Annotated in this window: 25 protein-coding genes and 1 pseudogene; 18 read left to right on the top strand and 8 right to left on the bottom strand. The window is 38.0% G+C overall.

The window, feature by feature from the left end; genetic code table 11:
• Positions 1 to 601 (top strand): 50S ribosomal protein L25/general stress protein Ctc (locus Q0252_RS06700; RefSeq protein ID WP_297984753.1); only part of this gene is annotated, 601 nt, incomplete at its 5' end.
• A 56-nt stretch (positions 602 to 657) separates the two neighbouring features.
• On the opposite strand, the gene Q0252_RS06695 is transcribed toward Q0252_RS06700, so the two are convergent.
• Positions 658 to 1509: a GLPGLI family protein gene (locus Q0252_RS06695; RefSeq protein WP_297984752.1), complete on the bottom strand. Its 852-nt coding sequence runs from the start codon at positions 1507 to 1509 to the stop codon at positions 658 to 660.
• Between the two features lie 145 nt (positions 1510 to 1654).
• On the opposite strand from Q0252_RS06695, the gene Q0252_RS06690 reads away from it, so the two are divergent.
• The 8 genes from Q0252_RS06690 (at position 1655) to Q0252_RS06655 (ending at position 7760) form a co-directional block, all read left to right on the top strand.
• Entirely contained in the window at positions 1655 to 1984 is a 330-nt protein-coding gene (locus Q0252_RS06690; protein WP_297984751.1) for an iron-sulfur cluster assembly accessory protein, read from the top strand.
• 3 nt (positions 1985 to 1987) lie between these two features.
• Entirely contained in the window at positions 1988 to 3436 is a 1449-nt protein-coding gene (gene sufB, locus Q0252_RS06685; protein WP_297984750.1) for a Fe-S cluster assembly protein SufB, read from the top strand.
• 87 nt (positions 3437 to 3523) lie between these two features.
• A complete protein-coding gene (sufC, locus tag Q0252_RS06680; RefSeq protein WP_297984749.1) occupies positions 3524 to 4267 on the top strand; it encodes a Fe-S cluster assembly ATPase SufC in 744 nt (247 codons plus the stop codon).
• Between the two features lie 71 nt (positions 4268 to 4338).
• Positions 4339 to 5646: a Fe-S cluster assembly protein SufD gene (sufD, locus tag Q0252_RS06675; protein ID WP_297984748.1), complete on the top strand. Its 1308-nt coding sequence runs from the start codon at positions 4339 to 4341 to the stop codon at positions 5644 to 5646.
• 59 nt (positions 5647 to 5705) lie between these two features.
• Positions 5706 to 6290: a hypothetical protein gene (locus tag Q0252_RS06670; protein ID WP_297984747.1), complete on the top strand. Its 585-nt coding sequence runs from the start codon at positions 5706 to 5708 to the stop codon at positions 6288 to 6290.
• Positions 6259 to 6603: a tRNA-binding protein gene (locus Q0252_RS06665; RefSeq protein WP_297984746.1), complete on the top strand. Its 345-nt coding sequence runs from the start codon at positions 6259 to 6261 to the stop codon at positions 6601 to 6603. Before Q0252_RS06670 ends, Q0252_RS06665 begins: the two co-directional genes overlap by 32 nt.
• Positions 6604 to 6704: 101 nt before the next feature.
• Positions 6705 to 7403, top strand: a complete 699-nt coding sequence (locus tag Q0252_RS06660) for a 3'-5' exonuclease (protein WP_297984745.1) — start codon at positions 6705 to 6707, stop codon at positions 7401 to 7403.
• A 30-nt stretch (positions 7404 to 7433) separates the two neighbouring features.
• Positions 7434 to 7760, top strand: a complete 327-nt coding sequence (locus Q0252_RS06655) for an SUF system Fe-S cluster assembly protein (RefSeq protein WP_297984744.1) — start codon at positions 7434 to 7436, stop codon at positions 7758 to 7760.
• A 349-nt stretch (positions 7761 to 8109) separates the two neighbouring features.
• Here the strand turns inward: Q0252_RS06655 and Q0252_RS06650 are convergent, their stop codons facing one another.
• Positions 8110 to 8976: a sulfurtransferase gene (locus tag Q0252_RS06650; RefSeq protein WP_297984743.1), complete on the bottom strand. Its 867-nt coding sequence runs from the start codon at positions 8974 to 8976 to the stop codon at positions 8110 to 8112.
• A 37-nt stretch (positions 8977 to 9013) separates the two neighbouring features.
• Positions 9014 to 9862, bottom strand: a complete 849-nt coding sequence (locus Q0252_RS06645) for a hydroxymethylglutaryl-CoA lyase (protein WP_297984755.1) — start codon at positions 9860 to 9862, stop codon at positions 9014 to 9016.
• A gap of 160 nt (positions 9863 to 10022) precedes the next feature.
• Here Q0252_RS06645 and pepT point away from each other — a divergent pair, with 160 nt between their 5' ends.
• Together pepT and Q0252_RS06635 are read left to right on the top strand one after the other, a co-directional pair.
• Positions 10023 to 11282, top strand: a complete 1260-nt coding sequence (gene pepT, locus Q0252_RS06640) for a peptidase T (protein WP_297984742.1) — start codon at positions 10023 to 10025, stop codon at positions 11280 to 11282.
• A 209-nt stretch (positions 11283 to 11491) separates the two neighbouring features.
• Positions 11492 to 12337 carry a UDP-2,3-diacylglucosamine diphosphatase gene (locus tag Q0252_RS06635; RefSeq protein ID WP_297984741.1) on the top strand — a complete coding sequence of 282 codons (846 nt, stop codon included), beginning with the start codon at positions 11492 to 11494 and terminating at the stop codon, positions 12335 to 12337.
• 82 nt (positions 12338 to 12419) lie between these two features.
• Here Q0252_RS06635 and thiL read toward each other — a convergent pair whose 3' ends face one another.
• Entirely contained in the window at positions 12420 to 13472 is a 1053-nt protein-coding gene (thiL, locus tag Q0252_RS06630; protein WP_297984740.1) for a thiamine-phosphate kinase, read from the bottom strand.
• Positions 13473 to 13511: 39 nt separating this feature from the next.
• A complete protein-coding gene (locus Q0252_RS06625; RefSeq protein WP_297984739.1) occupies positions 13512 to 14009 on the bottom strand; it encodes a thioesterase family protein in 498 nt (165 codons plus the stop codon).
• An 86-nt stretch (positions 14010 to 14095) separates the two neighbouring features.
• Between Q0252_RS06625 and Q0252_RS06620 the strand changes: the two genes are divergently transcribed.
• Positions 14096 to 15304, top strand: coding sequence for an NAD(P)/FAD-dependent oxidoreductase (locus tag Q0252_RS06620; RefSeq protein ID WP_297984738.1), 1209 nt, complete (start codon positions 14096 to 14098; stop codon positions 15302 to 15304).
• A complete protein-coding gene (locus tag Q0252_RS06615; RefSeq protein WP_367174823.1) occupies positions 15271 to 15663 on the top strand; it encodes a bacteriophage spanin2 family protein in 393 nt (130 codons plus the stop codon). The genes Q0252_RS06620 and Q0252_RS06615 overlap by 34 nt, the downstream gene beginning before the upstream one ends.
• A 39-nt stretch (positions 15664 to 15702) precedes the next feature.
• Here Q0252_RS06615 and Q0252_RS06610 read toward each other — a convergent pair whose 3' ends face one another.
• Both Q0252_RS06610 and mutS read right to left on the bottom strand, forming a co-directional pair.
• Positions 15703 to 16089, bottom strand: a complete 387-nt coding sequence (locus tag Q0252_RS06610; protein ID WP_297984736.1) for a DUF2809 domain-containing protein — start codon at positions 16087 to 16089, stop codon at positions 15703 to 15705.
• Between the two features lie 23 nt (positions 16090 to 16112).
• Positions 16113 to 18698 (bottom strand): DNA mismatch repair protein MutS, encoded by a 2586-nt coding sequence (gene mutS, locus Q0252_RS06605; protein WP_297984735.1) that lies wholly within the window; start codon positions 18696 to 18698, stop codon positions 16113 to 16115.
• Positions 18699 to 18885: 187 nt separating this feature from the next.
• Here mutS and Q0252_RS06600 point away from each other — a divergent pair, with 187 nt between their 5' ends.
• Complete coding sequence (locus Q0252_RS06600; protein WP_297984734.1) at positions 18886 to 19422, top strand: RNA methyltransferase; 537 nt, start codon at positions 18886 to 18888, stop codon at positions 19420 to 19422.
• On the opposite strand, the gene Q0252_RS06595 is transcribed toward Q0252_RS06600, so the two are convergent.
• Positions 19414 to 19935, bottom strand: coding sequence for a 2'-5' RNA ligase family protein (locus tag Q0252_RS06595; RefSeq protein ID WP_297984733.1), 522 nt, complete (start codon positions 19933 to 19935; stop codon positions 19414 to 19416). The genes Q0252_RS06600 and Q0252_RS06595 overlap by 9 nt on opposite strands.
• 193 nt (positions 19936 to 20128) lie before the next feature.
• Here Q0252_RS06595 and Q0252_RS06590 point away from each other — a divergent pair, with 193 nt between their 5' ends.
• The 4 genes and pseudogenes from Q0252_RS06590 to Q0252_RS06575 form a co-directional block, all read left to right on the top strand.
• On the top strand, positions 20129 to 20782 hold the full coding sequence (locus tag Q0252_RS06590; protein WP_297984732.1) for a CBS domain-containing protein: 654 nt from the start codon (positions 20129 to 20131) through the stop codon (positions 20780 to 20782).
• 2 nt (positions 20783 to 20784) lie between these two features.
• Entirely contained in the window at positions 20785 to 21651 is an 867-nt protein-coding gene (locus Q0252_RS06585; protein ID WP_297984754.1) for an NAD kinase, read from the top strand.
• Between the two features lie 70 nt (positions 21652 to 21721).
• Positions 21722 to 22789 (top strand): class II fructose-bisphosphate aldolase, encoded by a 1068-nt coding sequence (gene fbaA / locus Q0252_RS06580; RefSeq protein WP_297984731.1) that lies wholly within the window; start codon positions 21722 to 21724, stop codon positions 22787 to 22789.
• Between the two features lie 188 nt (positions 22790 to 22977).
• Positions 22978 to 23147: pseudogene (locus Q0252_RS06575) on the top strand (hypothetical protein); the annotation flags it as partial.

Genomic DNA, 23147 nt, shown 5'->3' with positions numbered 1-23147 from the left:
ACGTGATGCTGAATTAGTTCCTTGTGTTGTTTATGGTGGTACTGAACCTTTGAACTTCTCAGCTGATGAGAAATCTTTCAAAAACTTGGTTTATACTCCAGACGCACACACGGCAACTTTAGAAATCGACGGACAAACTATTCCGGCAGTTCTACAGGACATTCAGTTTCACCCAATCACAGACAAAATTCTTCACGTAGACTTCTATCAATTATCAGAAGACAAGCCGGTAATTATGGAAGTTCCTGTAAGAATTACAGGTCGTTCTAAAGGTGTTGTTGCAGGTGGTGTACTTCGTCAGTCTTTCAGAAAACTGAAGTTGAAAGCTATTCCAGCGAGTTTACCAGACGAAATCGTTGTTGATGTTACTCCATTGAAGATTGGTAACAAACTTTATGTTGGTGATATCAAAACTAACGGATTCTCTTTCATGCACCCGGACAATGCAGTAGTTGTTGCCGTTAAGATGTCTAGAAATGCAATGAAAGGTGGTGCTGCTGCTCAGGATGATGATGAAGAAGAAGTTGTAGAAGCTCCAGCTGAAGGTGCTGCTCCTGTTGAAGGTGCTGCTCCAGCTGCAGAAGAAACTACTGCTGAGTAATTTTAGCAAACCTTTTAATCAAAATAAAATCCAGTCGATTGACTGGATTTTTTTATTTACTTAACCTCGACTCTTTCAATCGGGTTGTTATTCTTTTTTTGCTCTTCTTTGATTCGTGCTTCCATTTCTTTCACTCGCTGTGGATCCATTTGCATACGGAAACCGCCGCCGCCACCAGAAGCCGAAACGGGTGGAGCTGGAGCGCCTCCGTTTCCTGCACTCATAAATGAAACCGGATCTTTACGAAATTTTTCCATTTGTTTTTCGTAATCCTTTCTTTTCACCGCTACAGTACTTCCTCCACGTTGCTGATTAAGATTAGGAAGTTCACCAATCTTTTTGGTTTCCTTCAAATCAAAAGAATAATCGCCTTTCGCATCTTCAACCTTAACGATTAATCCCGGAAGCCCAGAAAATTTATATGGTCCATCCATCACGGGAATATCCTGCGTAAACCAAGCCGTCCATTTTCTTCCGGCAAAATCCGTTTCCGCTTTCTGAACTTTATATTCTCCAATTTTTGTGGTTTCAGGAAGAATTTTCCAGTTGAAACTTCTGTCTTCATCATAAGAATATAAATCTCTCGCAATTCTGTTCTTAAATGTAATTTTCTGTGCGCTTAAATCTTTTTCAACCTGATAATTAATCTGAGTACGGTACTGTTCCATTTGCGAACGGTCGAAATTAAAATTTCTGGTCTGAAAATTTCGCTGCATCAAAGAATCTCTCTGAATTCTTTTTTCACCATAGAAGAAAGACTTGTCACCGGACACATCCAAATACGCATTTTCGACAGTTGGTGCTGTAGCAGAATCCGTCTTCATCGAAACCTGATATACAATTCTGGTATTTTGCGCAAAAATTACTCCCGAAACAAGAGTTAAAATAAAAGCTAGGTTCTTTATCATATCAATAATTTGACGTTTTGATTAAAAATAAGATTTAAAGTTAAACAATATCAATCACAATTATAGTTAAAAAGAAACTGTAAACTTGATAATCATTTTATTATGTTGTAAATTTGCAATCTAAAATCATTCTAAATAAAAATAAATGATTAAAGTTAGTGATAACGCAAAAGAAAAAGCAGCTATTTTAATGACGGAAGACGGCTTTAACCCTGAAATTGATTACATCAGAGTTGGGGTGAAAAGTGGTGGTTGTTCCGGGCTGGAATACGTTTTGAAATTTGACAATAAAAAAGAAGAAACCGACCAGGTTTTTGAAGATAACGGCGTAAAAATCGTCGTAGATAAAAAATCCATCCTTTATTTGGCAGGAACAACGCTTGAATATTCAGGTGGTTTGAACGGAAAGGGATTTGTTTTTAATAATCCAAACGCAAGCAGAACTTGTGGTTGCGGAGAATCTTTCAGTTTATAAATTATGGCGAAGTACACAGAAGATGATTTAAGAGAAGACCTTAAGACGAAGGAATACGAAGCCGGATTTTATACCGACATCGAATATGAGGATTTTCCGATAGGTTTAAATGAAGATATCATCCGTGCAATTTCTTCGAAAAAAGAAGAACCACAATGGATGACAGACTGGCGTTTGGAATCTTTCCGAATTTGGCAAAAAATGGATGAGCCGGATTGGGCGAACATTAAATACGAAAAGCCTGATTTCCAAGCAATAAGATATTACGCAGCACCCAAGAAAAAGCCTGAACTGGCAAGTTTGGACGAAGTTGATCCGGAATTGTTGAAGACTTTTGAGAAACTGGGAATCAATATTGAGGAACAGAAACGTTTGTCAGGAGTTGCGGTTGATATCGTGATGGATTCTGTTTCGGTAAAGACCACTTTTCAGGAAACTTTGAAAGAAAAAGGTATCATCTTTATGTCTATTTCCGAAGCAATTCGCGAATATCCAGAATTGGTTCAAAAATTTATCGGAAAAGTGGTTCCAAGAGGAGATAATTTCTACGCTGCTTTGAATTCAGCCGTTTTTTCTGACGGAAGTTTCTGCTATATTCCAAAAGGAGTGAAATGTCCTATGGAACTTTCCACGTATTTCAGAATCAACCAAGCGGGAACCGGACAGTTTGAAAGAACTTTGGTAATTGCCGATGAAGGAAGTTATGTTTCCTATTTGGAAGGTTGTACTGCTCCTGCAAGAGACGAAAACCAATTGCACGCAGCAGTTGTTGAGTTAATTGCGATGGACAATGCCGAAATTAAATATTCTACCGTTCAAAACTGGTTCCCAGGTGATGAAAACGGAAAAGGCGGAGTTTATAACTTCGTGACCAAGAGAGGTTTATGCGAAAAAAACGCAAAAATTTCTTGGACGCAAGTTGAAACAGGTTCTGCCGTAACCTGGAAATATCCAAGCTGTATTTTGAAAGGCGATAACTCAATCGGAGAATTTTATTCGATTGCCGTAACCAATAATCATCAATATGCCGATACCGGAACGAAGATGATCCACATTGGTAAAAACACGAAATCAACCATTATTTCGAAAGGAATTTCCGCCGGAAAATCGAACAATTCTTACCGAGGTTTGGTGAAAGTGATGCCTTCCGCAAAAGGAGCACGTAACTTTTCGCAGTGCGATTCACTTTTAATGGGAAATGAATGCGGAGCCCACACTTTTCCATATATAGAAATCAAGGATCCTTCCGCTCAATTGGAACATGAAGCCACGACTTCGAAAATCGGTGAAGATCAGATTTTCTACTGCAACCAAAGAGGAATTGATACTGAAAGAGCAATTGCATTGATTGTTAATGGTTTCAGCAAAGAAGTTTTGAATAAACTACCGATGGAATTCGCGATCGAAGCACAAAAATTACTGGAAATTTCCTTGGAAGGTTCGGTTGGATAAAATTCTTTGCTAAGCGAAGCGCCTTTGCGACCTTAAAGCAGAAAATTATAAAAAAACTTAGCGCTCTTTGCGTTATACAAATAAAAGATGCTACAAATCAAAAACTTACACGCCAAAATTGAAGATGGCGCAGAAATTCTAAAAGGAATCAACCTAGAAATAAAACCGGGCGAAGTGCACGCGATTATGGGACCAAACGGTGCCGGAAAATCTACGCTTTCATCCGTGATCGCCGGAAAAGAAGATTACGAAGTAACAGACGGGGAAATTCTTTTCGAAGGAGAAGATATCGTTGAAGATGCTCCTGAGGAAAGAGCGCACAAAGGAATTTTCCTTTCTTTTCAATATCCGGTAGAAATTCCCGGCGTTTCGGTGACGAATTTCATCAAAGCAGCGATAAATGAAACCAGAAAAGCGAACGGAAAAGAAGACATGCCTGCAAAAGAAATGTTGGCATTAATTCGTGAAAAATCTGAACTGTTGGAGATCAAAAAAGACTTCCTTTCAAGGTCGCTAAACGAAGGTTTTTCGGGTGGTGAAAAGAAAAGAAACGAAATTTTCCAAATGATGATGCTCAACCCCAAACTGGCGATCCTCGACGAAACCGATTCAGGTTTGGATATCGATGCACTGAGAATTGTTGCAGACGGCGTCAATAAATTCAGAAATGAAGGAAATGCGGTCTTGTTAATTACCCACTATCAAAGACTTTTGAACTACATTCAACCGGATTATGTTCACGTTTTGGCAGACGGGAAAATCATCAAAACCGGCGACAAATCTTTGGCCTTGGAACTGGAAGATAAAGGCTACGACTGGCTTTTAAATTAGATTAAAGAACCAAGAGCCAAGAACAAAGACATTCTTTTTTCTTTCTTCTTTTCTCTTTTATCAAAACAGATATGGCTTTATTTGAGCAAATATTACAAAATCACTCCGAATTTTTAGGAAAACTGCACCATTCTTTTCTGAATGACGCAAGAACTTCTGCGCTTCAAAAATTTGAAAACGCAGGTTTCCCAACTAAAAAAGACGAGGAATACAAATACACCAATCTTCGTGAAATCACGGAGAAAGATTACAATTTCTTTCCTTCAGAACATCATAACATCACGAAAGAACAGTTGGACGAACTGCATTTGGGTGAAGAACATTTCGACTGGATTGTCTTCATCAACGGTGAGCTTCACAAGGAATTGTCAAAAATTTCCATCGAAAATGTAGAATTTTTGTCTTTCAGATATGCGTTGAATGATGCAAATCACAGAGAAGTTTTTGAAAATTATTTCAACAAACTGGCTGATCAGAACAACGCTTTTGTGAATCTCAATTCAGCTTACACAAGAGACGGTTTCTTCATGAAAGTTCCTAAAAATGTGGTGATTGAAAAGCCAATTCATGTTTTTTATCTTTCTCAAAATCAGGAAGAAAACACGTTTTACAACACAAGAAATTTACTGATTGCTGAAGAAGGTTCAAAAATCGAAATCATAGAAAGTCATCATAATTTTGATGCGAATTTTGTGTTTACCAATTCTGTAACCGAAATTTTTACAGGAAAAAATGCAAAAGCAGATTGGCATAAACTGCAAAACGATAACGATACTTCGTATTTAATTGACAATACTTTTGCGAAGCAGGAAAGAGATTCTTTGGCGACAGTTAATACGTTTTCTTTCGGTGGAAAATTGGTGAGAAACAATCTGGATTTTATTCATAACGGAGAAAATATCAACTCTTTTATGAACGGAATCACGATTATTGGAAAAGAACAATTGGTGGATCATCACACTGCAGTTCACCACAACCAACCGAATTGTGAGTCATACCAAAACTATAAAGGAATTTTCAAAGATTCAGCAAAAGGTGTTTTCAACGGGAAAGTTTTCGTTGATAAAATTGCGCAAAAAACCAACGCTTATCAACAGAATAACAACGTGTTACTTTCTGAAGGAGCAACAATCGACACCAAACCGCAGTTAGAAATTTTTGCAGATGATGTGAAATGTTCTCACGGTTGTACAGTAGGGCAATTGAATGAAGATGCAATGTTTTATTTAAGAGCAAGAGGAATTTCCAAAAAAGAAGCACAAGCTTTATTATTATACGCTTTTGCAAATGACGCAATGCAAAATATTGACATTGAACCGCTTAAATTGAAAATTTCAAAACTTTTGGCAGAAAAACTGGAAGTGGAAATGGAATTTTAACATAAAATAATTTTCAAATAATAATCCCGTTTTTTAGCGGGATTTTTTAATTTAGAGAAATGAATTTAGACACCTTCAAATTTCACGTAGATGCTTACAAAGAGCATAATCAATTGTTTGATGCAGCAGAATATCTGTTGCGGTCTTTCGGTTTGGAAGATGACCATCTTGAAGGTTTTGGACTGCGAAATGATGATAAACCCAATTTCGTTGTTGTAACTACAGAAGGTGAATTCAGGGCAAAACAGAAAATCATGATCCCAAAGAATCTTTTTGATTTTGATTTAAGTTTAGTGCTGAATTTAATTGCTCACGAAATGCTTCATGTTCGTCAGAAAACGCAGGACCCCGTTGTGGAAGACAAAAACGAAAGAGAATTTCAGGCTTATTCAGAAATGCTGTTCCACACCAATTTTCCTTTGATTCCTGATGCGCCAGATTTCAACCGAAAACAGTTTTGCGAAAAAGCTTTGGAATATTACAAAAGAATGGGAGAAAATTCGGATTTGCAAAAAAAATATGCAGCAGAAAAAATTAAAATTGAGGAACTTTTGGACGAAATTTTGATAAAAAGAGGCGAAAAACAACCAAAAACTAACGAAAATTTACAAAATGGAGATAAAACCGGAAATTGCATGGACTGATTTTGAAAAGATTGATATTAGAACCGGAACCATCATTTCGGCAGAGGATTTTCCCGGACTTCGGAATCCGTCATTTAAAGTTGAAATAGATTTAGGAGATTTAGGAATCAGAAAATCATCCGCACAAATCACTGATTTGTACCAACTTGAAGACTTGATTGGAAAGCAAGTTTTGGCCGTTGTGAACTTTCCGAAAAAGCAGATCAAGAATTTCTTCAGCGAATGCTTGGTTCTTGGCGTTTACGGAGAAAACAAAGAAGTCACATTGCTTACAACTTCACTTACCACAAAAAACGGAATGCAAGTCGGATAGATTTTTCGTCATGCTGAGCGAAGTCGAAGCATATTTCTAGTTAGAAGGTCTCGAAAACATTTTCAAATTATCAAATCAACACATTTTCAAATTCAACACCAATGATTCAACACATTCCTTCAGAAAAAGTCTTATTCCTTGATATTGAGACCGTTCCAAACGCTTCAGCCTGGGATAATTTACCCGATTCCGAAAAAAAACTGTGGGACAAAAAGACTTTTTATCAGCGAAAAGAAGAAATCACGGCCGAAGATTTTTATATGGAAAGAGCCGGAATTATGGCAGAATTTGGCAAAATTATATGCATTTCGGTCGGAATTATTGAAAAAAACGACAAATTAATGATTCGCAGTTTTTCCGGAGATGACGAAAAAAAAATTTTGGAAGAATTTGGAGAAATTTTCAACAGACCAAGATTACGAGATGTAATTTTGTGCGCTCACAACGGAAAAGAATTCGACTTTCCGTGGATTGCAAGACGTTTTCTGATTAACGGAATGCAACCTCCTAAACCTTTCCAAATGTTTGGCAAAAAACCTTGGGAAATTCCACATATCGACACGATGGAATTATGGAAATTCGGCGACTATAAATCTTTCGTTTCGCTCGAGCTTTTGGCACATGTTTTCAACATTCCAACACCTAAAGATGATATAGACGGCTCAATGGTTTCATCGATTTATCACATAGAGAAAGATTTATTTAGAATAGTTAAATATTGTGAAAAAGATGTCTTAACTTTGGCGAATGTTTTTCGCCGTATGCGACAGGAAGATTTATTGCAAAGAAGTGAAGCTTAAAAAGGCGAAAGGACAAATGAAGAAGCCACAATGAAATATACAGACGACCAAGTTGCCGACATCGGCGAAAATATCATAAAAGCACTTAAAACCGTTTACGACCCGGAAATTCCAGTTGACATTTATGAACTGGGATTGGTTTATGACGTACAGATTTCCGACGAAGGAAGCGTAAAAGTCATTATGACTTTAACCACACCCAACTGTCCTGTTGCAGAAAGTTTACCAGCAGAAGTTCGCGAAAAAGTTGCAGGGGTAGAAAACGTAAAAGACGTGGATTTGGAACTGACTTTCGAACCTTCATGGAATAAAGACATGATGAGCGAAGAAGCCAGATTTGAGTTAGGAATGTTCTAATAGAGACGTGATTTATCGCGTGTTACAAAAAAATTTCGGCGGGCGCTTCGCGCCCGCCGAAATTTTTTTTCACAAACCGACCAAATTTTCATTCGCATATTCGAAAAAGCCCCGCTTTCTGTACATCAGGAGGAATTGAAGGCACAACAGTACAATTTAAAGCGGTAGGCTTAAAACGTCTTTTCGTCTGCCTCATTATTTCTTGGAAATCTCAGGATATACAAGAAAGTACCGGTTCCAGGAGCTATTTCCCGTTTTCCGCTGTATCTTTTTCTGCCATGCTTTCGCCTTCGCAAGAAAAAGGATGTCGCTTCAACCGGGGCTATGGTCTCGGGTTTCTTTAGAAAATTTAGATATCAACTGCAATTTCTTTACCACTTCTGCTCCATTCGCTCCACGAACCAACGTACAAATCCGGCATTTCAAAACCTGCAGCGTTCAAAGCCAAAATCGTATGACACGCCGTAACACCGGAACCACAGTGAATAATGAGTTTTCTAGTATTTAAAATGCTGAGCGAAGTCGAAGAATCTAAAAATTTTAAATATTTTTCTTTTAGAATTTCCGGTTGAAGAAAATTCCCGTTCTCATCCAAATTTTCAGAAAAAGGAATGTTCATCGCTCCCGGAATATGTCCCGCGACCAAATCAATCGGCTCCGATTCTCCGTTATAGCGATACGCATCACGAACATCGATCACCGTTGCAGAATTTTCAGCAATAGCTTTCTCCACTTCCAAAATATTTTTGGTCGGAAGTTTCCAATCTACAGGAATTTTAATGACACTTTTATGAATGTGTTCTTCTCCCGAATTCATTTCAACACCCTCTTTTTCAGCCTGTTGAAATCCTCCATCTAAAACCTGAACCTCTTCAATCCCGAAAGATTTCAGCATCCACCAACATCTTGCTGCAGCATTTGCTCCGCTTTTGTCATCATAAACTACAATGTGGGAGTTTTCAGAAATTCCTAGATCAGAGAGTGTTTTTGCAAATTCGAAAATCTCCGGTAAAGGATGCCTTCCACCTTTAGATGCATCTTTTGGAACTTTCGCCATATCTTTTTCAAGATCAATAAATCGTGCTCCTTTGATGTGTTTTTCTAGATAATTTTTACGGGCATCTTTCCCAACTCGCGCATCAAGAATCACGAGGTTTTTATCGTTGATAATATCTTTTAATTCTGAAACCGAAATAATTGGAAAAAAATTATTCATAGCAATCTGTGGAAATCTGAGTTATCTGTGGGAAACTTTAAAAATGAAAAATATCTTTCGCCAAATTATAGGCACTTTCAAAATGCAAAAGATTCTGAGAAATATCAATTTTCTCCGTACTCATAAAGTTGAAAACCTGTTCTGTAGGCATATTTCCCACCAAATCATCTTTCGCCATAGGACAGCCGCCAATTCCTTTTATCGCCGAATCGAATCTTCTGCAACCTTTATCATAAGCCGCCTTTAATTTAGAATAAGAATCTTCGTAACGGTTATGGAAATGCGCTCCAAAATCAATCTCAGGATATTTTTTCGGAATTTTATCAAACAGTAAATCAATGGTTTGTGTGGTGGCAACACCTGTCGTGTCCGAAAGCAAAATATTTTTCACCCCAATTTCCGAAAATCTTTTCGCCCAAAAATCTACATCTTCCCATTTCCACATTTCACCGTAAGGATTTCCGAAAGCCATCGAAAAATACACATTTAATCCTTTTCCTGTCCTTTCCGACATCTCCAAAATCTGCTGAATTTGCGAAAAGGCCTCTTCCTGATTTTTATTCGTGTTGCGGTGCTGAAAAGTTTCAGAAATAGAAAAAGGAAATCCCAAAATATCGACCCGTTCATGCTTCAAAGCATGTTCCGCTCCCGAAATATTCGCCACAATCACCGAAAGTTTTGTGTTGGAGAGCGATTTATCAATATTATTCAAAACTTCGGATGTATCTGCCATTTGCGGAATTGCTTTTGGAGAAACGAAACTTCCGCAATCCAAAACATCAAATTTCACGGACATCAGCGCATTGATGTAATCAATTTTTTTTTGAGTCGGGATAAATTCGCCCCAACCTTGCATGGCGTCGCGTGAACATTCGGTAAGAAACATTTTTACTTTTTTGATTTTCGTAAAGATAAAATTTTTTGCGGGATGTTGGGTATTGGATGAAGGAGGCCGTTTTTTCACAGTTGAAAGGTAAACTTCCAGCACCCATCATCCATCATCCATCCAATTTCCCTACCTTTGTTTAAACAGAAATTTCATCAAAATGCAGACAATAGAATTCAACCTCGATTGGAAACTTAAACTACAAAATCGTTTTATCACTTACGCAAAAATCTACTCCACTTCAGACCCCGAAAGCGAAACAACCCCTTCAACAGAAAGACAGTGGGACATTGCAAAATATATTTTTGAAGAACTGAAAACGCTCGGACTTTCCGATGTTTCTTTGGACGAAAACGGTTACATCATGGCTTATGTTCCTTCAAATTTAGAGCACGATAATGAGCCAACCGTTGGATTTATTGCGCATTACGATACTTCGCCCGATTTCAGCGGTGAAAATGTAAAACCACAAATTTGGGACGATTACGATGGTGGTGATTTACTTTTGAACAAGGAAACAGGTTTCACTTTATCTCCGAATAAATTTGAAAGTCTGAAACAGTACGTTGGAAAAACTTTGATTACAACGGACGGAACAACGCTTCTTGGTGCAGATGATAAAGCTGGACTGGCAGAAATTGTAACCGCGGCAGAATATTTACTGGCACATCCAGAAATTAAGCATGGAAGAATTGCAATTGGATTTACGCCGGATGAAGAAATCGGACGTGGCGCTCATAAATTTGATGTTGAAAAATTCGGAGCTGAATGGGCTTATACCATGGACGGAAGCGAGGCTGGAGAATTGGAATACGAAAATTTCAACGCAGCCGGCGCGGTTGTAAAAATCCATGGGCTGAGTGTTCATCCGGGATATGCGTATGGAAAAATGGTAAATGCAGCACTTTTAGCAGCAGAATTTGCTAAAATGCTTCCTGAAAATGAAACGCCTTCAACAACCAAAGGTTTCGACGGATTTTTCCATTTGATGGACATTAATGCCGATGTTTCTGAAGCAAAATTGCAATACATCATCCGCGACCACGATGCTGAAAAATTTGAAGCCCGCAAAAAACTGATGGAAGACAAAGTGGCTGAATTCAACCAAAAATACGGCGAAAACACAGCTGAAGTTGAAATCAAAGAGCAATACCGCAATATGAAAGGGCAGTTTGAAGGAAAAATGCACATCATCGATATTGCTGCTCAAGCGATGAAAGACGCTAATGTAAAACCAAAAATTAAAGCAATTCGTGGTGGAACAGACGGTGCGCAATTGTCTTATATGGGACTTCCGTGTCCAAATATTTTTGCAGGAGGAATGAATTTCCACGGACCTTACGAATACGTCGCTTTAGAAACGATGGAAAAAGCAGTGAAAGTAATTGTGAACATTGCGAGAGCGGTGAAGAAGAGATAAAAATACGCTGTTATTGCGAGGAGGAAGAATGGCGACGAAGCAATCCTTAAAAACAGATTGCCACGCTTCACTTCGTTTCGCTCGCAATGACGCCTTTCAAATTAAGTTCTTTTGTTAATTGCGGAAGAACTTTTTTATTTTGCTCAAAAAATTTAATTTTAAATTAAAATTCAGGAAATACAAAAGTTTTTATTTTGCTGAAAACTAATATGCAGAAACGCGACGTTGAAATTGTCATCCTTTCCGATATTCATCTGGCAACTTACGGTTGTCACGCAACCGAACTCGTTGCCTATTTGAAAAGCGTCAATCCGAAAATGTTGATTCTAAATGGAGACATTATCGACGGTTGGGCTTTCTCAAAAAAGTATTTTCCGAATTCGCATATGGCAGTATTGAGCGAGTTTTTCAGAATGATGAAAAATGAAACCCAAATCATCTACATCACAGGAAATCATGACGAATTTCTAAGGAAATACTCAGATGTGCAAATGGGAAATCTTTTCCTGACCGATAAATATTTATTGGAAGTCGATGGTAAAAAACACTGGATTTTCCACGGCGATATTTTCGACAATACCACCAAGGGCGGCGCAAAATTCATCGCAAAAATTGGCGGATTGGGTTATGACTGGTTGATTTTGGTGAACAGAGCAATTAATTGGTGTCTTGATTTAATTGGACAACCGAAGGTTTCTCTTTCTAAAAAAATTAAAAACTCAGTGAAAAAAGCAGTGGCTTTCATTGCTGATTTCGAGCAAAAAGCGATAGAACTCGCAATTGACAATCATTATGATTATGTGATTTGCGGACATATCCATATGCCTTCTGACAGAATTGCAACGAACGAAAGAGGTTCAGTTCATTATTTAAATTCCGGCGACTGGATTGAAAATCTTTCCTGGCTGGAATACGACAACGGAAAATGGTCTCTGAATTTCTACGATGCCACCAAATACGAACTTCCGGTTATCGAACCGAACGACATTTCCGTAAACATGGAAGAACTGATTCATCCAACTGCGTTTGCGGCTTTTGTTGGACAGAAAATATAGTTAAACTCTCGCTGATTTTAGAGATTAACCAGATTCAGTTTAATCATAAAATCAGCGCAATGGACCAAATCAGCGAGAAAATTTACTTATTCAAAAACGCATCCCAACCTTGCGCAGTAATTTGCGAAAGTTCGTTGCTGCCTCGTAAAACCATATGATTTCCCTGGTCAAAATCTACAGCGTGCCCAATAACGGTAAAATCCGGGTGGTTTTTAATTTTTTCGAAATCTTCAGGAGCAATCGTGAACAGAAGTTCATAATCTTCTCCTCCGGAAAGCGCCGCCATTACAGGATTTACACTAAATTCATCCGCAGTGGAGATCGTCAAAGAATCCATCGGAATTTTTTCCTCATACAATCTAAAACCAACTTTACTTTGGTCTGAAAGGTGTAGAATTTCTGAAGCCAAACCATCGGAAACATCCATCATCGCCGTTGGTAAAACATCCAATTCTTCGAGGATTTTTTTGACATCAGTTCTTGCTTCTGGCTTCAACTGACGCTCTAAAATATAGTCGTAGCCTTCCATTTCGGGCTGCATATCTGGATTTGCCAAATAAACGGCGTGTTCTCTTTCTAAAATTTGCAAACCTAAATAAGCTCCACCCAAATCTCCTGTTACCACCAACAAATCATTTGGTTTTGCGCCGCTTCTTTTTACAATTTTTTCAGAATTTTCTAATCCGATTGCTGTAATACTCATCACCAAACCTGCATTGGAACTCGTTGTATCTCCTCCCACCAAATCAACTCCATATTTTTCGCACGCCAAAGCAATTCCTTCATAAATTTCGTCCAAAGCTTCCACCGGAAAACGGTTGGAAACCGCGATAGAAACCAAAATTTGTGTCGGAGTTGCATTCATTGCAGCAACATCGCTTAAGTTGACAACAACTGCTTTATAACCCAAATGTTTTAATGGAACATATCCTAAATTGAAATGAACTCCTTCCGCCAAAACATCGGTGGTAATAACAACTTTCTTACCTTCCGGATTAATTACAGCAGCGTCATCACCAACAGAAATTTCAGACGAAGAATTTTTTAAACTAAATCTTTCGGTAAGGTGTTTTATTAAGCCAAATTCACCTAATTGTGCGATTGGCGTAAGATGTGGGTTTTTATCTTCAAGCATTTTTATAATTAATAACTGATGGGTAATGAGTAATTTAAATTACTTTTTAAAAATTTCCGGGTCAATATTCTCCGGGCGGAAAGGAAGCGCTTTAATGTCTTCTTTCGTAAACACTTTGTGGTTGGCAGATTTAAAATCGTTCAGAACCTCCAAAATATCGTCCGGTGGTGTCGTAGATTTTCTAAGCATCATATCAATCCAAACCCCGAAAGCTTCTGCTGTTGCGCAATGCGTTCCGTCCGGAAGATAAAATTTATGTAAAAACTGATAAATTCCTCCGTCTTCTGAAAAACCGCCAATTTCAAGGCTTACGTAAACTGTTTGGTCCATATAAATTTCCTTGAAGAAAGAATATCTTTCGTGCAAAATCACCGGTCCAATTCCCCATCGGTTTAGTTCTTTGAGTCCCATTTTGTGTTTCGACATAAAAGCCATCCTTGTTTGCGCGCAATATTGGACGTAAGACGAGTTGGCTAAATGTTTATTGGCATCGATGTCGCTCCAACGAACTTCGAATTTGTGATGATATACTGACATATATGTAGATTGACATTAAGGTTAAGTGTAAGCCGCAAAATTACGGATTTCGGATCGGGTAGAAAAATTGTAATTTTGAAAAAATTATGCAAAAGAGATCAGTTATCATTATTGGAGGAGGCGCTTCCGGATTTTTCTGTGCCGCAAATCTCGACGAAACAAAATTCGATGTAAAAATTCTCGAACAAAATTCGGATGTTTTGCAGAAAGTGAAAATCTCGGGTGGCGGAAGATGTAACGTTACTCACGCCTGTTTCGACCCAAGAGAACTGGTTCAGTTTTATCCACGCGGAAACAAAGAACTTTTGAGTGTTTTCAGTAAATTTCAGCCTGGAGATACGATGGAATGGTTCGAATCTCGGCATGTTCCTTTAAAAATTGAAAATGACAACCGTATTTTCCCCGAAAGTAATTCTTCCCAAACCATTATCGATACTTTAATGAAAGAGGTTGAGCAGAAAAATTTCGAGATTAAAACGAAAACTTCCGTCAAAGAAATCCTGAAAACCGAAAATCAATATTTCATCAAAACCAATAACGGCGATTTTGAGGCGGATTATATGATTTATTCCACCGGAAGCTCACCAAAATCGTTGAAAATTGTTGAAAACTTGGGACACAAATTGGTGGAGTCTGTTCCGTCGCTTTTTACCTTCAATATTAAAGATGATTTGCTCAAAGACTTGCCCGGAACAAGTTTCGATTATGCTAAAGTTAATATTCCAAAATTAAAAACCGAAGAAAGCGGACCTTTGCTCATCACGCATTGGGGACTTTCCGGACCGGCAATTCTGAAAATTTCTGCCTGGAAGGCACGCGAACTTTTTGATTTGAAATATCAATTTGAAATTGAGGTTAACTTCATTGCAAAGACAATCTACGAAGCTGAAGCTTTGTTTATGGAATTCCGACAAAACAATCCGAAGAAAACGATTGGACAAAGCAAAATTTTTGATGTCACTAACCGTTTCTGGAACAAATTACTGGAAATCTCTGGAGTGAATCCCGAGAAGAACATTTCGAATATTTCCTCAAAAGAACTTCAGAAAATTTTAGAAAATCTTTGTCAGAAAAAATTCAGAGTGGACGGAAAATCTACTTTCAAAGATGAATTTGTAACAGCGGGAGGTGTTGATTTAAAGGAAATAAATTTCAAAAATATGTCTTCCAAAATTCTCGAAAATCTCTATCTCGCCGGAGAAGTTCTGAATGTTGATGCTGTAACAGGAGGTTTTAATTTTCAGGCGTGTTGGAGTGAGGCATGGTTGATTGCGCAGGATTTAAATTCAAAATAATTCTAAAAAAACATATCTTTGAAAAAATTTCTTACATGAAAAAACTATTTCCCATCTTTATATTAGTCCTTCTTTTAAGTATTACTTCCTGCCAAACGAGAGTTGTTAGCGTGCAGAAGCCAATGAAAGACAATTCTTTAGAATTATATCAAAAATACACCATCCAAACCAACGATGCGAAAATCACAAAAATGCAGGTTTTGAAAGTGGATGAACAAAATATTTACGGAAAAACTAAAACTGGCGAAAGTGTGACAATTAACCGTGTTGATGTTCGTGAGGTAAAAAAACTTGAACTTTTACCTTCTATCGCTATTGGTGTAGCTGCAATTGCCGCAGTTATTATTGTACCGATTTAATTGAAATTATTTACTAAAATATAGAAAAAAGGAATTTGTTTATACAGGTTCCTTTTTTAGTTTAAATATTGTAAACCAGATAATTACACAACCAATTGCGTAACACAAAACATAAACCCACGAAAAGGAATTTCCGAGAACAATGTGTTGCCAACTTCCCGGTTTGAAACCCAATAAATCTGCTGTTTTGAAATACTGAACAATTTCTATCAATAGAGAAAAAGCAAAAATTCCAAGAATGAGTTTTGTCTTATTTTGAATGTTGAAAAAAGAAAGAACAAAGGTATAGATCAACATCACCACCAGTACATCACCCAAAAAGGCTCGTACAAAGGCAATATTTTTGAAAACCGTGGCAATAAGAACTTCGGTAACGAAGATTATAATGAAAACGATGAAGTAGTTTGGGTTGAACTGAATTTTCAAATCTTCAAATTTTCAAATTATAGTTATTTCCCAATCATCTTCTTAATCGCGTTTAGCTTCATTAATGCTTCAATCGGTGTTAAAGTATTGATGTCGATTTTCGTGAGTTCTTCGCGGATATTTTCCAAAACCGGGTCGTCTAACTGAAAGAATGAGAGCTGCAGGTTTTCTTCCGTAACACGTTTAATATTTTCTGAAGAACCACTTTGAGAACGGTTTTCTTCCAAAGTTTTTAGAATTTCATTCGCACGGTTCACCACTTTTGAAGGCATTCCGGCCAATTTCGCCACATGAATCCCGAAACTGTGTTCGCTTCCTCCCGAAACCAACTTTCTGAGGAAAATAATATTGCCTTTATTCTCCTGAATCGACACGTGGAAATTTTTGATACGTTCAAAATTTACCGTCATTTCGTTGAGTTCGTGGTAATGTGTTGCGAACAAAGTTTTAGCTTGCGTTGGATGTTGGTGAAGATATTCCGCAATCGCCCAAGCGATAGAAACCCCGTCGTAAGTGGAAGTTCCGCGACCAATTTCATCTAACAAAATCAAACTCCGGTCGGAAATATTGTTCAAAATATTTGCAGCTTCGTTCATTTCTACCATAAAAGTAGATTCTCCCGCCGAAATATTATCGGAAGCACCAACTCTCGTAAAAATTTTATCCAAAACTCCGATTTCTGCATGTTTTGCTGGAACAAAACTTCCGATTTGCGCCAATAAACAGACAATGGCAGTCTGACGAAGAATCGCAGATTTTCCCGCCATGTTTGGACCGGTTACCATAATAATCTGCTGCGAATCTTGATCAAGAAAAATGTCGTTTGGGATATATTTTTCGCCTAATGGAAGTGCGTTTTCGATAATTGGATGTCGTGCTTCCGTTAAATTAATTTCGAAGCTATCGTTCAGAACCGGCTTTGTATAACTCTCAGAAACAGCGAGTTCGCTTAAACCAACGCCACAATCAATCTCGGCAATAATTCGGGAGTTTTCCTGAATTTGGTCGATGTAAATCATCACGTTCTCACAAACTTTTCGGTAGAGCTGAAACTCAATCTGAGAAATTTTTTCTTCGGCACCAAGAATTTGGTCTTCATATTCTTTGAGTTCTTCCGTGATGTAACGTTCGGCGTTTACAAGAGTTTGTTTACGAATCCAATCGATCGGAACTTTATCTTTATGCGTGTTTCGAACCTCAATAAAATATCCGAAAACATTATTGAAATTAATTTTCAGGCTCGAAATTCCGGTGCGTTCGATTTCTCTTTCGCACATTTCGTCGAGGAAATTTTTTCCTTTGTTCTGAAGATTTCGAAGACGGTCGAGTTCTTCCGAAATTCCGGCTTTAATAACATTTCCTTTGGAAATATTCACGGGAAGTTCTTCATTCAGATAATTTTGAAGATAAGTAATGAGCTCTTCCAAATTGTTCAAAGGTTGAATCCACGCCAAAACCTCATCAAACGGATGAAGCAATTCCTTGATTTTCTGAATATTAATTAAACTCTGACGAAGATATCCAATTTCTTTTGGTGAAATTTTTTCGGCCGCCAATTTTCCAATCAATCGATCCAAATCCGAAATGGATTTCAGCAACTGAAGGATTTCGTATTTTAAAGAATCTTCTTTGTTTAAAAATTCTATTAAATCTAGCCTTCTCGAAATTTCCGTGACGGATTTTAAAGGTAAAATCAGTCTTCTTCTCAGCAATCTTCCTCCCATTGGAGTTGAAGTTCTGTCGATAATATCCAATAAAGATTTTCCCTGTGGATTGCCTGGATAAACAATTTCGAGATTTCGGAGCGTAAAATTATCCATCATCAGATAATCTTCCTGCGGAATCACCTGAATTTTTGTAATATGCTGAAGCAAAGCGTGATGCGTATCTTCCACCAAGTAAGCGAAAATTGCTCCGGCCGCCGTAACAGCCAACGTCAAATCTTCCGCTCCAAAACCTTTTAACGAATTGGTTTTGAAATGACTGGTGAGTTTTTCGTATGCATAATTATACTGAAAAGCCCAATCTTCCAACCTGAAGCAGTTTCGGTTTTTAATTTGCTCCGGAAGCGGCGAACTTCTCTGAAAAATAATTTCACTTGGGTCGAAAGTATGTACAATGTGCAACAGCTTTTCCAAAGTTCCTTCAGAAATCAAAAATTCACCCGTAGAAACGTCCACCAAAGCAATTCCGTACTTTTCTTTCTCTTTATGAATGGATAGCAGGAAATTATTTTTCTTGGAATTAAGCACCTGCTCATTAAAAGTAACTCCGGGTGTAACCAATTCTGTAACACCGCGTTTCACAATTCCTTTGACAGATTTTGGGTCTTCCAACTGGTCGCAAATCGCGACGCGAAGTCCAGCTCTCACCAATTTCGGCAAATATGAATCTACAGAATGATGCGGAAATCCGGCCAATTCGATATGACCTTCTCCATTGGCTCTTTTGGTAAGAACAATCCCAAGAATTTGAGACGTTTTGATGGCATCCTGACCAAAAGTTTCATAGAAATCTCCCACACGAAACAACAAAAGCGCATCGGGATATTTCGCCTTGATGCTGTTGTATTGCGCCATTAACGGAGTTTCTTTCTTTTCTTTAGCCATGAGAATAAATGAACCACAAAAGACACAAAAGGCTTGATTTCTTGAAAGTTTAAATAAACTTAATGAAAGCTAACAAAAGTAAAAATCAAAGATTCTCAAACTGATGTTTTCTTTTGAATATCTTCATCACAAAGGAATTCTTTTGTGTCTTTTGTGGTTTAAGATTAATTTTGTCAAAAATACGAAAATGTCATCTACGAAAAAACTCAAACTCGAAGAACTGAACCGAATCGATGTGGAAACCTTTAAGGAAACGAAAAAAATTCCTTTAGTGGTGGTTTTGGATAATGTGAGAAGTATGCACAATGTTGGGGCGGTTTTCAGAACGGCGGATGCTTTTTTGGTGGAGAAAATTATTCTGTGTGGGATTACTCCGCAACCTCCTCACCGCGAAATTCATAAAGCTGCTTTGGGCGCTACAGAAAGTGTGGATTGGCAATATTATGAATCCGTAACTGAAGCAGTTTTGGATTTAAAAACGTTAAAATACGAAGTTGTAGGAATCGAACAAACTTCTGATTCTGAATTGATTACAGACTTCGATATTGATTCTTCTAAAAAATATGCTTTGGTTCTCGGAAACGAAGTGGATGGTATTTCTGATGAAATTTTACCGCATTGCGACGGTTTTCTTGAAATTCCGCAATTGGGAACTAAACATTCGCTCAACGTTTCAGTTTGTGGGGGAATTGTGATGTGGGAATTTTTTAAAAATTTAAAGTAGTTTTTTCGAGGCAATTTCGTTCCATTTTGCGTCGAAATGTTTGTAGAGCGAGATTTTATCAACATTAAATTTTGCTTTGAATTCCTTTTCAGCATATTCAGTCCAAGCGTCATCAAAATTTTGCTGCGTTAAATCGCGGTATGCAACAGTAAGGTGCGGGTTGAAATTTTCAAGATAAATGAAAGGCATTTGTTTTTGAACTTCCTTATAAAGTTTCGGAAGATTTTCGGAAATGGGTTTGATGAAAATTACCGGATGATGCGGATTTGCAAAACAATCGAAACCATCCAATACCACTTCGAAAGGCTTTTCAGACAAGTTCATTTTCAGAAAATTTCCTACGACTTCACTTTCGTTGGTTTCATTAAAATGAAAAGGTGTAATAATAGTGATATGCGGAAAATTTTTGAGTGCTTTTTCTGCAGAAAATCTTCTTTTGAAATCTTTCTGAAAACTTCGCACTTCACTTTCCACAGCGGAATCGGGAACTATTGCAACAAAATACAGCGCCATACTGTAAAGATACAAAATAAAAAAACTGCAAAATCCTCGGGGACAGTGCAGTTTGAAATAAATCTAATAAAAAGTAAAAATGAAAGGCGTCAAAGATACATAAAGGGATTTATATTACGCAAGTGTTTTTTGAAAAAACTTTTAAAAAGTTAGATTTTTTTTTCATTCCTATATAATTTCCTAAATTAGCGTAATGTTTATCAGAGATTATATTTCCAAAGATTATCCCGCATTCAACCATATGGATTCTATTGAAGAGGCTTCTGACATCGCGAAGGAATTTGGATATTCACATATATTTATCAAGAAGAAAGGCGTTTATGTTGGCGCGCTGAGTCAGAGTTTTCTGGAGGAAAGTCCGGAAGGAACGCTTGGTTCGCTTGAGATACACTATGAGAAATTTGCAATTCTGGAAGACGGAAACGTTTTAGATACCGTAAAACTGTTCCATATTTTCAATGCAAACGTGGTTCCCGTTATCGGAAAAACAGAAAAATATTTGGGCTATATTTCGTGTGATGATATCTTCAGTGAGTTTTCGAAATACCCTTTGTTCTCCGAGAATGGAGCGATTTTAACGATACAGACAAGCACCAAGCATTACTCCTTCACTGAAATTGCAAAGATTGTAGAAACCAATAATGCAAAAATGTACGGAATTTACATTAGTGCCGTAAACGAAGATAATATCCACATCACCATGAAAATCAGCAGTGAAAACCTGAGTTCCATTGATGAAACTTTCGAAAGATATGGCTACAACGTTGTCCACAAACATTACGATGACGAAAAAGAAGATTTACTGAAAGACCGTTTCGGATTTTTCCAAAAATACCTTGAGTTCTAATGATGAAGGCTGCAATTTATACCCAAAAGAACGACCTCGATACGTTTCTGTATCTGAGCAAATTTATTTCGGAGCTGGATAAAAGGGGTGTTTCGGCTGTACTTTTCTCGGGAATGGCACAAGCGATGCAGTTTTCCAAAGATTTTGAAACTTTTTCGAGCAAACAGGAACTTCGCGATAAAGGTGTAAAACTGTTTTTCACTTTTGGTGGTGACGGAACGATTGTCAACTCATTAATTTTTGTTCAAGATTTGGAAATCCCGATTGTTGGGGTGAATACCGGAAGATTAGGATTTTTAGCAAGTTTCACGAAAGAAGAAGTTTTCAATGAGCTGGATGAAATTCTGAATGGTGATGTAGAAATCAGCAAAAGGTCTGTAATAGAAATTATTTCACCAAAAACCGGAATGTTTTTCCCGTATGCGTTAAACGATATTACGATTTCCAGAAAAGAAACGACTTCCATGATTACGATTGATTCTTATCTGAACGGTGAATTTTTGAATGTTTTTTGGGGAGACGGTGTTATTATTTCCACTCCAACCGGTTCTACAGCCTACTCTTTAAGCTGTGGAGGTCCTATTATTACGCCCGACAACGAAAATTTTGTCATCACTCCAATTGCACCACACAATCTGAATGTAAGACCACTTATTGTAAAAGATGATGTAGAAATTCGTCTGAAAGTGGAAAGCAGAGTTCCGCAATATACACTTTCGCTGGATTCCAGATTAACGCATATTGATACGAACGTGGAAATTATTGTGAGAAAAGCCTACTTCCAAATCTCTCTCATTCAGCCCAATAATCTTAGTTTTTACGAGACTATACGACAAAAACTGCTTTGGGGAAAAGACAAAAGAAATTAATATTTTTCGCATAAAAACCTTACCTTTACAAGATAAAATCGACACAATAAAAATCTAAAAAAAAAAAATTATGAGCAGAATGTTTCCGGCAGGAGTTGCCACAGGACAAATGGTTACAGACATTTTCGATTATGCAAAAGAAAACAATTTCGCGCTTCCTGCGGTAAACGTAATTGGTTCGAGCACGGTAAATGCTGTAATGGAAACTGCTGTTAAACTGAACTCTCCCGTAATCATTCAGTTTTCGAATGGTGGAGCTGCTTTCAATGCAGGTAAAGGATTAAGCAATGACGGACAGAAAGCTTCCATCTTAGGAGGAGTTGCAGGTGCAAAACATATTCATACCCTCGCTGAAGCTTATGGAGCTACGGTAATTCTTCATACAGATCACTGCGCAAAAAAATTATTACCTTGGATTGACGGTTTGATGGATGCGAACGAAGAACACTTCAAGCAAACAGGAAAATCTCTTTATTCTTCGCACATGCTTGACCTTTCTGAAGAACCTTTGGTAGAAAACATGGACATTTCCGCAAAATATTTCGAAAGAATGGCAAAAATGGGAATGACTTTGGAAATTGAATTGGGTGTAACCGGAGGTGAAGAAGATGGTGTTGACAATTCTGATGTTGATTCTTCAAAACTATATACTCAACCGGATGAAGTTGCTTACGCTTACGAAAGATTGAAAGCAATTTCTCCAAACTTTACGATTGCTGCTGCTTTCGGAAATGTACACGGTGTTTACAAGCCAGGAAACGTGGTTCTTACTCCTAAAATTTTGGATAATTCCCAGAAATACGTTCAGGAAAAATTCGGAACTGGCGAGAAGCCGATCAATTTCGTATTCCACGGTGGTTCCGGTTCTTCCGCTCAGGAAATCAAAGATTCCGTCAGCTACGGCGTAATCAAAATGAATATCGATACCGATACCCAATGGGCAACCTGGGACGGTATCCTGCAGTACTACAAAACTAACGAAGCTTACCTGCAGGGCCAGCTGGGCAACCCGAAAGGCGAAGACCAGCCGAACAAGAAATACTACGATCCGCGCGTATGGCTGCGCGCTGCACAGACGTCCATGGTGACTCGTCTGGAGCAGGCATTTAAAGAGCTGAACGCGATCGACGTTCTGTAAGAAAGGTTTGTTGCTTACCCGGAAGCCCGCAGAAATGCGGGCTTTTTTATTATCTGAACAACATGAAATGTTGCTAAATAAATGTGATCAATTTGGCAAAACGCACTCTTATTGTTTACCCTTAACCTGTTTGTAATTATCAGGTTTGGTTATTTTTTCCCCGTCCGGGTATCCATAAGGAAAGTTGAATGGAAGATTTGAACGTTGTCGATAGCATAAATAACGCCGGTTCATGGCTGGTGCGCAATCAGGCGTTACTGCTGAGCTATGCCGTCAACATTGTCGCGGCTATCGCGATTATTATTGTCGGTTTGATCGTGGCGCGGATTGTTTCCAACACCGTCAATCGCCTGATGCG

This window comes from uncultured Chryseobacterium sp. (assembly GCF_936933875.1).
Taxonomy (GTDB): domain Bacteria; phylum Bacteroidota; class Bacteroidia; order Flavobacteriales; family Weeksellaceae; genus CAKZIK01.
This window is presented reverse-complemented; position numbering and strand designations above follow the sequence as displayed.